The following is a 12,424-nucleotide window of genomic DNA, read 5'->3' as shown; positions in this document are numbered from 1 at the left end:
CCGAGTTGCTGCCTTGCGGCTTTTGCTCGTTTCCTTGAAGCGACTCTCCGAGTTTACATGGCCCGAGCAGTGCTCGAACCGCTGTGTTTCGGAGAGGATGTCTGAGATCGCGACCCGGCTTCGAGTCGACCCTCGCGGGCCGCTCACCGTCTCGCGGCGACCTGGAGAACATTACCCCCCGCCCAGACCCCAGGCAAACCGAACCCCTGTGTCCCCGGTCACCGGCCCCAACCCCCAGGGGGGGGTCTCCTCTGCCACTCCTCGCCGCCCAGCGGACCCCACCTTGCCCCGCTTGCCCCGCACGTTGACCCGCGACCCGCGCGCGTACGCGCGCCCGTTCCTCTGGTTCCGTCCGCGGTCTCCCGCCACCCGCCTGCCCCTCCCCCGTTCGTCGCGGGCAGCTGCTCCCATGCGGCACTCCCCGCTTCCGTGTCCCCTCGGGAACCATTTTCACTCACCCCATTGAGGAAGTCCGTCCCGGGTATTCCTCATCACGATGACAAAGGGAGACGCATATCCGAGGCCCCTCCACTTCCATGATCGACCGTTCCAGACCGACGGCACCCAACATGATCCTTCCATCATTCCCGCACGTCAGAGCCGCACTTTGGGCAGCACCCGCTCCTTTGTCCCGGGTTTCGAGAAAGCGCGAAAAATTCTCGTGGCTCCCTTGTCATCCTGTCGATCCCGATACATGATGTGCAGCGTCACCGAAAGAAATGCTCTGGCTTCGACCCCGCCCACACGGAGAGGGTCAGGCCGGGCCGCGTGCCGGAAGTTCGGGGGAACGGCGGGCGCAACGCGGCCATGCACCCTTGGAAGGACTCGCATGGACTCCCCCTCCCCCGATGACCGTCACAGCGCCGCCAACCCGACCGGTCCCCGCTCCTCCCCCGCATCCGTCCCCTCCGGCACCCTGGACCCCACCCCCGCCTCGAACACCGTGGAGTCCCCCGGGAGTCACACCAGCTGGAAGCGGTTCGCCCTGTTCTGCGTCCCTGCGGGCGCGGCCGTCGGAGGCATCCTCGTCGCCATGGCCAGCGGGGCCCTGGCGGCCTCGTTCAGCATCTCCGGCCAGCAGTTCAAGATCGCGGCGGACGAGATGCACGGTGAGGGCTTCACCCAGTTCGGCTGGGTCAACGCGACCGTCCGCGACCAACCGGTCCCCCTCGCCACGGCCGGGATCAGGTCCGCCGAGATCACCGGGCTGTGCCAGTCGGTCCTGACCACGGAGTTCCCCCTGGTCGGCTCGATCTCCCTCATGTTGACCGCCGGTGACGCTGGCACACCGGTTCAGGCCTCCGACCTGGTCATCGACATGGAGCAGATGGACGGCAACGCCGAGTTCACCAACATGGAGATCGGCCGTGACGCCTCCACCCTCGACAAGGGCCCCGACGGCCTCGGCTCGGGACGCGGCCACACGGACCTGTTCGGCATGCAGTCCGACACCATCCACGTGGAGGGCCTGGAGCAGACCGCGCGGGCCGCCTCCGCCGGAACCTTCAAGCTCCACAACCTCAGCCTCGGAGTCTCCCGAGGGGACGCCGAGTGCTTCTGAGAAGGGGCGGACCCCCGTGGGCGGCGTGGACCAGGTGGCGCAGGCGGCGCCCGTTCCTGGCGGGCCTGCTGATGATCCTGGCCGGGGTCGAGATGGTCCTGGTCACCCGGATCCCCGTGGAGCTGATGCTCCACCTCGGCATCGGTGCCGTCTCCACCCTCGTCTTCAGCGGAATGCTGGTCGTCCTGGGCCTGGTCACCTGGTTCACCCCGAACCAACACGTGATCACCGGCAGCTTCGCCGGGTTCATCGCCCTGGGAGCCCTGATCCTGTCGAACCTCGGCGGCCTCGTCGTCGGCACCCTGCTGGCGCTGGTCGGGGGCGGTATGGCCTTCGCGTGGCGTCCCGTCGCACGACCGCCCCGGCGACGGCGCGGTCGTCGCCGTAGGCACCACGGAGGACAGGAACCCCCGCCGGGGTCGGAGCCGAGCCCGACCCCCGATCCCGACCCACGTCCCGCCGAGGCCGGAGCCGGAGTCGCGGCCCCCGGCCCAGGCCCGGACCGCCCTCCCGACCCGGCTCCGCGCCCGGGGCGGGGTCCCGACCCCACGGCCTCCTGACCGGCCCGCCCGTCCGCGAGACACCGAACAGGGCGTCAGCGAAGCCCAGGACCGCCACCGATCCCCCCGGGGCGAGTGGGCACCACACCCCTGCCCATCCCCGTCCACCCGTCCCGGGTCCCCCGTCCGGCAAGTGACGTCCACCTACTCGGCGCGTGCACACCCCCCCGTCGCGCCGGGCGTCCCTCCCCCGAGCCGCCCGGCCACCCCACCCAAGGAGTACTCATGTCGGTTCCGCGACCGAGATCCCGCACCCGCTCCTGCCTGGCCGTCGCCGCCGTCGCGGCGCTCGTCCTCAGCTGGGGCGGCCCCGCCCTCGCCGAGCAGCAGGGCCCGACCACCGTCGAGCCCGCGGGCGCCGCCTTCACCGCCGAACTCGTCGGATCGGCCGTCTTCACCGCCGGGGACGTCACGATCACCTGTGACGTGTCCGCGACCGCCCCCGGCAACGGCAACAACCTGGTTCCCGACGCTCCGGACAACCACGACCCGGACGGCGCGGTCGGCGGCCCCATCAACGCCCCGAACTTCACGGACTGCACGACCGACGTGGTTCTCGTGAACGCGACCGTCACCGTGAACGACCCCGTCTGGCAGATGACGATGCAGCACGGTTCGCCCTCCCTCGCCACCATGATCGTCCCGGCGGCGGGGATCGTGGTGAACACGTCCGGTCTGGCCACCTGCACCGCCACGGTCAGCCCCGACGCGGACGCGCCGATCGAGGGTGAGTGGACCAACGGCGACCCGGCTTCGACGTTGGCCTTCGACACCACGACCGCCGTCGACGTGGAGGGGGGCTTCGGCTGCCCCAGCGTCAGCGAGGCCGGATTCACCGCCACCTACGCGGTGACCAACGCGGACGACCCCGCGAGCCCCATCACCGTGAGCGGCTGATCCTGCGGGGCCGTACCGCACGGTCCCCGCGCCGCGTCGTTCCTCCGGTCGGTCCCGGGGCCGGCCACCCCTCACCAGGGGCGGCTCCCCGGGGCTTCCCCTCACCACCGGGCGGCCTCGCCCGCCGGGGTTCCCCGCTCCGCGAGGTCGCCCGTCCCCCCGCCGTGTCCGCGACCGACGAACGGGGCCGGGCCACGCGTGCCTCACGCTGGCCCGGCCGTCCCCTCGGACCGTTCCCCCGGCCGTGTCGACTTCTCGACTCCTCGATTCGGCGACTCCTCGACTCCCCCACGGCAAGGCACCCCGGCGCCGCCGCACCACGACGCCACGGCATCAACGTCTCACCCCAGCGACACGAGACCCGACCACACCTCCGGTCACCGCCGCTCCCCCACCGACCGCGCCAGGGCCCGGCGACCGGCGACCGGCGACCGGCGAACCCACTCTCCGGTGACAACTACGCACCAGTAGTCACTCACCTGACGACGGAGAAAGTCCGTGGCCTCCTCGCCTACGGTCGCAGTACTCCGTGGAGTCACGAGGCGAAGGCTCCCCGGAGGGCGCGGACCGCTTCGCCCGTCCCCGTACCCCCTCGGAGACCTCATGGCGTCCCCAGCCAGCAGTGCGCCCACCCCACCGGAACGGCCCACCCCGTCGACCGGGTCGATTCCGCCCGATCCGTCGGATCCCGGGACGACGGCTCCGCCACCCCCTCCCTCGACCTCGTCGAAGCTCCGACACACGCTGGAGGTCGCGCGGGTCCTGGTGCGGGCCGGGGTCCTCTCCCCCGGGCGTCCGGACAGAATCGTCCGCCAGCTCCGCGCGTTGCGGACCTGGGGAGCCACCATCGCGGGAGGTTACGCCGCGGCCGGTGAACGCGTGCCCGACCAGGTGTCGTTGATCGACGAGTCCGGAAGCACGACCTTCGGAGAGATGAACCTGCTCGGGCGCGCGCTTGCCCGGGACCTCCACGGCCTCGGCGTCGGTCAGGACACCCGTGTGGGCATCCTGTGTCGCAACCACGGCGGGCTGGTCCAGGCCGCCATCGCCTGCGGTCGCCTCGGTGCCGACGCCGTCCTCCTGAACACCGGACTGGCCGCGGGTCCCCTGGCCGACGTGGTCAGTCGCAACGAGGTGTCGCTGCTGATCGCGGACGCCGAGTTCGAGGAGCTGTACCGTGACCTGCCTCCGGAGATCCCCCGGGTGACGGCCTGGGGCGAACCGAGCGTTCCGGGGCCTCGGATACCCGTCAAGGGGCCGGGGTCCACGGGGCCCACCGGCTCGACCGGGTCGCCAACGCAATCCGCGCGCTCCGGTCGGCCGGGACCAACGAATCCCCTGGTCGCCGGGGCGCCGAAACAAGGCGACCGGAGGGGCCGGGTCGACTCGCCCGGCTCAACCGGCCGGGCCGACCAGCACGAGCAGGCGGATCCACCGCCACCCGAGCGTCCCGGCAGGCTGATCGTGCTCACCTCGGGGACGACCGGAACTCCGAAGGGGGCGCGTCGGCCCACACCGAAGGGACCCCAGGACGCCGCCTCCGTCCTGTCGCGGATCCCGTTGAACTCCAGGGACCGCATCCTCGTCTCGGCTCCGGTCTTCCACACCTGGGGGCTGGCCGGGGTCCAGCTGGGCATGTCGATGCGGGCGACGTTGGTGATGCGGCGGTTGTTCGAGCCGGAGGACGTACTGCGGACGGTCCAGGAACAGCGGTGCACGGTGTTGTTCGCGGTGCCGGTCATGCTGCGGAGGATCATGGACCTGCCCCGGTCGACCCGGGACCGGTACGACACCTCGACTCTGCGGATCGTGGCGTGCAGCGGGTCGGCGATGAGCCCGCAGTTGATCAGTGACTTCATGGACGCCTTCGGGGACGTGGTCTACAACCTGTACGGGTCGACCGAGGTGTCGTGGGCGACGATCGCGACCCCGGAGGACCTCAGGTTGGCCCCGACCACCGCGGGTCGGCCTCCCCTCGGAACGAGGATCGCCGTGCTGGACGAGCAGGGCGAGGAGGTACCGCGGGGAAGCAGGGGCGCCATCCACGTCGGCAACGAAATGCTCTTCGACGGATACACCAACGGAAACACCAAACGAATCGCGGACGGGCTGATGGAGACCGGTGACCGCGGCTACGTGGACGCCCACGGGTTGCTGCACGTGGCCGGGCGGAACGACGACATGATCGTGTCGGGTGGTGAGAACGTCTTCCCGAGGCCGGTGGAGGAGGCGATCGTGACGATGCCGTCGGTGCGCGAGGTGGTGGTGACCGGCGTCCCGGACGAGGAGTTCGGCCAACGTTTCGCCGCCTACGTGGTGCCGTACGAGGGGCAGACCGTGGATCCGTACGACCTGCGCATGCACGTCCGTGAGGCCCTGGGCCGGTTCTCGGTGCCGCGTGACGTGGTGGTCCTGGCGGAGCTGCCGCGCAACGCCACGGGGAAGGTGGTCAAGCGGCGGCTGCCGAGCAGTACTCCGGGCCAGTCGGAGGAGTGACGCCGCGGGGTTCGGGCGTCGGCGGTGCAGGCCGCTGACGGGGCGGGCCACTGGCGCCTGAGCATCGGGGCCGTGGTCACCCCCTCGGCTCCTCGCGCAGGCGCTTGGTGCCCGTTGCGCACGCATGGTCCCCCGTGTCCCATTTTTGCTTGCGCGCAAGGCAATTGTGGGCTTTGACATCGGGTGCGTGGTTACTACGATGTGGAACGATGCCCGACCGATCCCCCGCCCCGACGGGCGACTTCGAACTCCCGGCAGTCGACGAGCAGATGTGCTTCGCGCTGTACGCGGCCTCGCGTGCCGTCACGAACCTCTACCGCCCACTGCTGGATCCGCTCGGCCTGACCTACCCCCAGTACCTCGTGATGATGCTCCTGTGGGAACGCGGGGAGTGCGCGGTCAAGGAGATCGGCGCGGTGCTGCAACTCGACTACGGCACCCTCACGCCGCTGCTCAAACGCCTGGAGACCAACGGCCTCCTGTTCCGGGAACGCGACCCCGCCGACGAACGCTCGGTGCTGGTCACCGCCACGGGTGCGGGGACCGAGCTGCGGGCCCGCGCCAGGGGCATCCCGGAGGCCATCGGACGGGTCATCGACCTGCCCCCCGAGGAGTTCGAGGCGACCAGACTCGCGCTGCGCAGACTGACCGCCCACGTGCTCGCGGGCGAGGCCCGCGTCGAGGATCCCTAGTCGACCCCCTTCGGGGAGCGGCCGGGAGGACGGGCACCACGGGGGTCGTGCCCGTCCTCCCACGGTCCGAGGGGAAAGCGTGCGGACGGGCCGGAAAGCCCGTCCGCACCGGCTTTCCGGCCTCTTCGGGTTACCGTTGCACCATGGCGATCTGGGCTTCAGACAACCGTAACGGCCACGTCCGCGAGGCCCTGACCCTCCTGCTCTCGCAAGGGGTGATCGACGACTTCCGGATCAGCCCCGAGGACGAGTTCCCGTTCAGGATCCAGGTTCCCGCCGGAATCGTCCCGATGACCGAGCACCAGGCGGCGCACTTCGCCCTGGGGGCCGTGACGGCGCACTTCGGCCACCTGGCCCGGGACTCCGAGGGGACGGGGACCGGATTCTGACCTCTCAACGGTCCCACGTGCCGCACCGCGAGGTCCGCCCGCCGCGAGGACGGCCCTCGCGGCGGCGACCGCCCTCCCCGACTCAGCAACCTCCCGGGGTGAGGTCCCAGTGGTCGGGAGACGACTCGGTCAGCGAGGTCCGCACGGCGGTGTTCCAGAGACCGAGCGGGTCCCCGGAGCCCAGCGCGTAGGCCCGGCCCTGACGGTGTTCGGCCCGGCCCTGGGCGACGTGGTCGTAGTTGCTCGCGGTCACGCACGCTCCCGAGGGCCCCTCGGTCGGCTCCTCCGTGGGGGTCTCCGTCGGCTCTCCGCCGCTGATCCCCCCGACACCCCAGAACCGCGCGGTGTACCCGGTGGAGCAGACCGTGTCCAGGAAGTGCGCCCCCGCCGTGCCGCAGCCCGACGCCGGATCGACCGGGGTTCCGTGCCCCATCCCGGCCACGGAGAAGGACGCGACCGCCGCGTCGGCGGATCCACCACCGCCGTAGTACTCGGCGGTGGTGGATCCGGGCAGACCCTCAGCGCCGTCCGGGGAGCTGGGCAGCCCCCACACGTTCACCCACTGGGCCACGCCGGCCCGCCCGTTGGCCGGAACCACGGTGTGGTCCGCGGTCCCGTGCCAGACCGCCACCCGGGGCGGGTCGGCACCGTCCGGCAGCTTGGCGCGGACCCGGTCGCCCCACTCCTGCGGGGTCAGGGTTCTGCCCGGGTTCATACAGGTGAAGGCGTCGAGCGTGCCGCTGGCGCAGCCCACCGGGACACCGGCGACGATGCTGCCGCCAGCGAAGAGATCGGGGTAGGCGGCGAGGAGCTCGGCCGTCATCGCCCCGCCGGCCGAAAGACCGGAGACGAAGACGCGCCCGGCGTCCAGACCGTGTCGGGCCACGGCGTGCTCGACCATCGAGGCCACCGAACGGACCTCTCCCGAGCCGCGGGCCACGTCAGCGGGCTCGAACCAGTTGAAGCACCGGTTGGCGTTGTTGGCGGTCCGCTGCTCCGCGTAGACGAGGGCGAGACCGGACTCCTCGGCCTGCGCGGCCCAGCCGGAGTTGCGGTGGTAGGTCGCGGCGTCCTGGGTGCAACCGTGCAACAGGACGACCAGGGGAGCCCCCTGGGGGAGGTCGTCGGGGACGTACTCGTACATGGAGAGCGCGCCGGGGTTGGTGCCGAAGGCGGGCACCGGGGAGAGTTCGGCGGCCGAGGCCCGCGGTGCGGCCACGACCAGCACCGCCACCGCCATCAGGAGCACGGTGACCACGGAGAGGACGGGTACCGCGTGCCGGAGGAGGCCCGGCCGGGGGCGGGACGACACGGAGGCGCCGGGTGACGCGGGCGCGACGGAGACGGCGGGGGAGTGGTGAACGGGGGGAGGGGAGGAGTGGGAGGAGTGCATGGTGCGGCTCCGGGGGACGAACGGCGAGCGGGACGATCGGCGACCGTGTGGTTCGGTCGCGTCGGTGCCCGCAAGCCTAGAATCGATGTGATCCACGCGACATGTGGACGAGACGCCGATCACAGGCCGCCGACGCGTGGGAAGCCCACAGCCCCCGAGCGCACATGGGCCCAACCCACATGGACGTCCAACGGGGTGTGTCTCCGGTCCCCGTCCCCCGGTTCACGAGCCGCACCTAGTTTGCTGGCATGACGACGCACGAGTTCCCGTCCGAACCCTCCCTCCGTCCCCCTTCGGAGCCGGGTGCCCCTCCCGCTCCCCAGACCACGCGGTTCCCCCTCACCGGGAGGACGGCCCTGGTGACCGGCGCCGCCAGTGGAATCGGTCGCGCGTGCGCCCTGCGTCTGTCCGCCGCCGGTGCCGCCGTCCGGATGGTCGACGTCGACGGTCCCGCCCTGGCCGAGCTCGCTGAACAGGGTGTGGGAGAGCCGGTCGAGCTGGATCTGACGGATCTGGACGCCGCCGAGGAGGCCGCCCGGGGGGCGGACATCGTGGTGAACAACGCCGGGGTCCAGACGGTCGCCGCCGTCCAGGACTTCCCTCCCGAGCGTTTCTCCCTCATCCTTCGACTCATGGTCGAGTCGCCGTTCCGCCTGGTGCGCGGGGCCCTGCCGCACATGTACGAGCGCGGGTGGGGCCGGATCGTCAACATCTCCTCGGTGCACGGGCTGCGCGCCTCCGCCTACAAGTCCGCGTACGTGGCGGCCAAGCACGGGCTGGAGGGATTCTCGAAGGTGGTCGCCCTGGAAGGTGCCCCACACGGTGTGACCTCCAACTGTGTGAACCCCGGCTACGTGCGGACCGCGCTGGTGGAGAAGCAGATCGCGGACCAGGCCGAGGCCCACGGCATCCCCGAGGAGCAGGTGATCTCGGAGGTCCTGCTGGCCCGTACCCCGGTGAAGCGGCTGATCGAACCCTCGGAGGTGGCCGAGATGGTCGCCTACCTGTGCTCCGACGACGCGTCGTTCGTCAACGGGGCGTCCCTGCCCATCGACGGAGCCTGGAGCTCGAGCTGAACACCACCCCTGACCCTCAGGCCGGTTCCCGCGAGAGATCGGGGGCCGAGCAGCAGGCGCTCTTCCTGGAGCTGTTGCTGCGAGACGCCCCGGCCGTGGAGTACGAGCGTCCGGTGCTCCGTGCGCGCTCGGACGGTTCGGGCGCGGAGACGGTCGCCGCGCTGGAGAACGCCAAGCTGGCGGCGCTGCGGGTACGGGCGGTGCTGCGGGACCGGCAGCGGCGCGAGTCGGAACTGAGCGCGCTGTTCGAGACCGCCAACGACCTCGCCGGGATGCGCAGCCTCGACCAGGTGCTCCGGGCGATCGTGGAGCGGGCACGGCACCTGCTCGGAACGGACGTCGCCTACCTGACGCTGAGCGACCCGGAGGCGGGCGACACCTACATGCGGGTGACGTCGGGGTCGGTCTCGGCGGCCTTCCAGCGGCTCCGGCTGGCCCCGGGAAAGGGGCTGGGTGGCCTGGTGGCCAGCACGTCGCTGCCGTACGTGACCGCCAACTACTTCGCGGACCCCCGGTTCGAGCACGCCGAGAACATCGACACCGCCGTGCGGGAGGAGGGCCTGGTCGCGATCCTCGGAGTGCCGCTGCGGATGAACGGGCGTCGGGTCGGGGTGCTGTTCGCCGCCAACCGCCGGGAGCGGCCGTTCGCCCACTCGGAGGTGGCGCTGTTGTCGTCGCTGGCCACACACGCCGCGATCGCGATCGACAACGCCAACCTCATCGACGACACCCGGCGGGCCCTGGACGAGCTGCACACCGTGAACGAGCGCCTGCAGCGGCACACGGCGTCGGTGGAGAGGTCGGCGGCGGCGCACGACAGGTTCACCGACCTCGTACTGGGTGGGGGAGGGGTGCGGGAGGTCGCCTCGGCCGTCGCGGAGGTCCTGGGCGGCACGGTGTGCGTTCACGACCGCACCTCGGACGAGGTGGTGACGGCGTCCCCGGAGGGTGTGACCAGCGTGACCGCTCCCGGAACGATCGGCGGGTCGGTGGGCTCGGGCGGGAACCCGCGGCCCTCCGATCGCTCCCCGGTCCTCCCCGCCGACCGGGACTCCGCCCGCCCTTCCCCAGAGCCCTTCCGGCACCCGGGCACCGACCACGTACCTGGTGAGGGCTCCGGGCCCGAGGAGGGCGTGGATCTGACCGGGGCTGCACGTTCCTCCCTGGCCAGCGGCCGGGCCGTGTCGGTCGGGGGCACGTGGGTCGCGGCCGCGGCGGCCGGGGCCGAGCCCCTGGGCACCCTCGTCCTGCGCGGGGTGGAGCTGGACGACACCGACCAGAGGGTGCTGGAACGGGCGGCCATGGTGACCGCGCTGCTCCTGCTCATCCGCCGCTCGGTGAGCGAGACCGAGCACCGGGTGCGCGGCGACCTGCTCAACGAACTCCTGGAGGTGCCCGCGCGCGATCCGGTGTCCCTGCGCCAGCGGGCGGCGCTGCTCCACGCGGACCTGGACACCCCGCACGTGCTGGTGGTGGCGGAGGCCCCGGGGGGAGACCCGCAGCGGTTGCGTTCGGCGGCGGCCTTCGCCGCCGAGACGGTCGGCGGACTCGCGGCCTCGCGGGGCGGCAGACTGGTGCTGGCGCTGCCCGGCTCCGACCCGGCGGAGGTCGGCGGACGGGTGTCGGCGGAGCTGTCCGCCGCCGCCAACGGCCCGGTGACGACCGGGTCGGCCGGGCCCACCCGGGGCCCGGAGACCTTCCGGGACGCGTTCACCGAAGCGGTGCGGTGCGTCCAGACCCTGCGCGCCCTCGGCCGGAACGGAGACGCCGCCACCTCTGACGACCTCGGGTTCTCCGGCCTGCTGCTGAGCCAGGACCGGGACGTGCCCGGATTCGTGACGGCGGCACTGGGACCGCTCCTGGAGTACGACGCCAAGCGGGGCACCCTGCTGGTGGAGACCCTGCGCGCCTACTTCGCGGCCGGGGGCAACCTGTCCCGGGCCAAGGACGACCTGCACATCCACGTGAACACCGTGGCGCAGCGTCTGGAGCGGATCGGTCACCTGATCGGCGCGGACTGGCAGCTCCCCGACCGTGCGCTGGAACTACAGCTCGCCCTGCACCTGCACGGTCTGCTCGACCAGGGCGTGGACCTGCTCGGCGACCGGGACCACACCTGACGGGACCGCACCGTCGACGGGACCCGCGTCTGGGGCCTCCAGGTGAGGCCCGGTGCGGTCCGGGCGGCCCGGCCGGGTACCGGTGTGCCGACGTTCCCGGGTCCACGGCACCCCGGGGGGGTTGACCTCAACATTGGTTGAGGGAGTGGAGTGGTCTCCGGGTCCCGTCGAGGAGACCCCCGGGCCCCGGGGTCCGGCGCCCACCCACAGGGGAGACACGATGACCCAGCCCACGACGTCCCAGCCGATCCTGGTCACCGGAGCCACCGGCAACACCGGCCGACACGTGGTGGCGGGACTGCTCGCCGAGGGGGTGCCGGTCCGTGCGCTGACCCGGGATCCGGAGCGGGCGCGGTTTCCCGAAGGCGTCGAGGTGGTCGCGGGGGACGTCACCGTCCCGGCGGACGTGACGCGGGCGGCGAGGGGCGCGGGCGCCGCCTACCTGGTGTGGCCGGGAACCGATGCGGCCGCGAAGAGGGCGGCGGAGGTGGTCGAGGCCCTGGGCGCCGAGGTCGGCAGGGTGGTCTACCTCTCGGCCGCCGGCGCCGAGGAGACCGGAGGCGTGTGGGGCGGTGTGGAGCGCGCCGTGCGGAGATCCGCCCGCGCGTGGACCTTCCTGCGGGTCACCGGGCTCGCGACGAACGCGCTGGCCTGGTCCGACAAGGTGCACCGGGGAGTGGTGCGGGCCCCGTTCGGCGCGGCCTCCCGCTCCCTGGTGCACGAACGGGACGTGGCCGCGATGGCGGTGCGGGCGCTGGTGGACGACGGGCACGCGGGTCGGGCGTACCTGGTCACCGGGCCCGAGGTGGTCAGCCAGACCGACCAGGTGCGGGTGCTCGGGGAGGAGGTCGGGATCCCCGCGCGGTGGGAGGAGCAGCCGCTGGACGAGGCCCTCGTGGAGCTGTCACTGGAGGTGGGGGTGGAGTTCGCCCACCAGATCATCGAGCACTGGACCGTCAACGTCGACATCCCCGAGGAGGTGTCCGAGGACGTCGCGCGGGTGCTCGGCCGTCCCGCCCTGAGCTTCCGGGAGTGGGCCCGCGACCACGTCGCCGACTTCACCCCGGACCGAGCCGAACCCTGACGATGATCAGGTCCGGAGAGCACTCGCGCGGCCCGATCCCGAGACCGGTCAGGTCCGGAGGCCGGTCAGGTTCCCGAAACCGGCCAGACCGAGGTGGGTCCGACCTCGGGCACTGACCAGGGGGCGTGGCGGGGGAGCGGTCGGCTCCGGGTGCGA

At 72.0% G+C, this 12,424-nt stretch carries 10 protein-coding genes; 9 read left to right on the top strand and 1 reads right to left on the bottom strand.

Going from position 1 to position 12,424, the window contains the following annotated elements; all coding sequences use genetic code 11:
- Positions 1-829: 829 nt before the first annotated feature.
- The 6 genes from ACFW3L_RS24870 to ACFW3L_RS24845 all read left to right on the top strand — a co-directional run bounded on the left by ACFW3L_RS24870 (position 830) and on the right by ACFW3L_RS24845 (position 6,595).
- Positions 830-1,561 carry a DUF6230 family protein gene (locus tag ACFW3L_RS24870; protein ID WP_378747103.1) on the top strand — a complete coding sequence of 244 codons (732 nt, stop codon included), beginning with the start codon at positions 830-832 and terminating at the stop codon, positions 1,559-1,561.
- A 71-nt stretch (positions 1,562-1,632) separates the two neighbouring features.
- Positions 1,633-2,121 (top strand): DUF6114 domain-containing protein, encoded by a 489-nt coding sequence (locus ACFW3L_RS24865; RefSeq protein WP_378747106.1) that lies wholly within the window; start codon positions 1,633-1,635, stop codon positions 2,119-2,121.
- A 225-nt stretch (positions 2,122-2,346) separates the two neighbouring features.
- Positions 2,347-3,018 (top strand): hypothetical protein, encoded by a 672-nt coding sequence (locus tag ACFW3L_RS24860; protein WP_378747102.1) that lies wholly within the window; start codon positions 2,347-2,349, stop codon positions 3,016-3,018.
- 666 nt (positions 3,019-3,684) lie between these two features.
- Positions 3,685-5,514 carry an AMP-binding protein gene (locus tag ACFW3L_RS24855; RefSeq protein ID WP_378747105.1) on the top strand — a complete coding sequence of 610 codons (1,830 nt, stop codon included), beginning with the start codon at positions 3,685-3,687 and terminating at the stop codon, positions 5,512-5,514.
- 209 nt (positions 5,515-5,723) lie between these two features.
- Complete coding sequence (locus ACFW3L_RS24850; protein ID WP_378747101.1) at positions 5,724-6,206, top strand: MarR family winged helix-turn-helix transcriptional regulator; 483 nt, start codon at positions 5,724-5,726, stop codon at positions 6,204-6,206.
- A 143-nt stretch (positions 6,207-6,349) separates the two neighbouring features.
- Positions 6,350-6,595, top strand: coding sequence for a hypothetical protein (locus ACFW3L_RS24845; protein WP_378747100.1), 246 nt, complete (start codon positions 6,350-6,352; stop codon positions 6,593-6,595).
- 82 nt (positions 6,596-6,677) lie between these two features.
- On the opposite strand, the gene ACFW3L_RS24840 is transcribed toward ACFW3L_RS24845, so the two are convergent.
- The gene (locus ACFW3L_RS24840; RefSeq protein ID WP_378747099.1) at positions 6,678-7,988 is read right to left on the bottom strand and encodes an alpha/beta hydrolase family esterase; all 1,311 of its coding nucleotides are present in this window, start codon (positions 7,986-7,988) and stop codon (positions 6,678-6,680) included.
- A gap of 248 nt (positions 7,989-8,236) precedes the next feature.
- Between ACFW3L_RS24840 and ACFW3L_RS24835 the strand changes: the two genes are divergently transcribed.
- From ACFW3L_RS24835 to ACFW3L_RS24825, 3 genes are all read left to right on the top strand, one after another.
- Positions 8,237-9,064, top strand: coding sequence for a 3-hydroxybutyrate dehydrogenase (locus ACFW3L_RS24835; RefSeq protein ID WP_378747098.1), 828 nt, complete (start codon positions 8,237-8,239; stop codon positions 9,062-9,064).
- A complete protein-coding gene (locus tag ACFW3L_RS24830) occupies positions 9,049-11,184 on the top strand; it encodes a helix-turn-helix domain-containing protein (RefSeq protein WP_378747104.1) in 2,136 nt (711 codons plus the stop codon). Before ACFW3L_RS24835 ends, ACFW3L_RS24830 begins: the two co-directional genes overlap by 16 nt.
- A 220-nt stretch (positions 11,185-11,404) precedes the next feature.
- Positions 11,405-12,268, top strand: a complete 864-nt coding sequence (locus tag ACFW3L_RS24825; RefSeq protein ID WP_378747097.1) for an SDR family oxidoreductase — start codon at positions 11,405-11,407, stop codon at positions 12,266-12,268.
- Positions 12,269-12,424 lie beyond the last annotated feature (156 nt).

Source organism: Nocardiopsis sp. NPDC058789 (assembly GCF_042745575.1).
Classification (GTDB): Bacteria; Actinomycetota; Actinomycetes; order Streptosporangiales; family Streptosporangiaceae; genus Nocardiopsis; species Nocardiopsis eucommiae.
The sequence above is the reverse complement of the archived record's forward strand: the minus strand, read 5'-3'. Positions and strand labels throughout refer to the sequence as shown.

Bases quoted from the DNA above. Each gene is read 5' to 3' on its own strand.
- ACFW3L_RS24860 (WP_378747102.1), top strand. From the start codon at position 2,347: ATGTCGGTTCCGCGACCGAGATCCCGCACCCGCTCCTGCCTGGCCGTC.
- ACFW3L_RS24870 (WP_378747103.1), top strand. From the start codon at position 830: ATGGACTCCCCCTCCCCCGATGACCGTCACAGCGCCGCCAACCCGACC.
- ACFW3L_RS24825 (WP_378747097.1), top strand. From the start codon at position 11,405: ATGACCCAGCCCACGACGTCCCAGCCGATCCTGGTCACCGGAGCCACC.
- ACFW3L_RS24840 (WP_378747099.1), bottom strand. From the start codon at position 7,988: ATGCACTCCTCCCACTCCTCCCCTCCCCCCGTTCACCACTCCCCCGCC.
- ACFW3L_RS24850 (WP_378747101.1), top strand. From the start codon at position 5,724: ATGCCCGACCGATCCCCCGCCCCGACGGGCGACTTCGAACTCCCGGCA.
- ACFW3L_RS24835 (WP_378747098.1), top strand. From the start codon at position 8,237: ATGACGACGCACGAGTTCCCGTCCGAACCCTCCCTCCGTCCCCCTTCG.
- ACFW3L_RS24865 (WP_378747106.1), top strand. From the start codon at position 1,633: ATGATCCTGGCCGGGGTCGAGATGGTCCTGGTCACCCGGATCCCCGTG.
- ACFW3L_RS24845 (WP_378747100.1), top strand. From the start codon at position 6,350: ATGGCGATCTGGGCTTCAGACAACCGTAACGGCCACGTCCGCGAGGCC.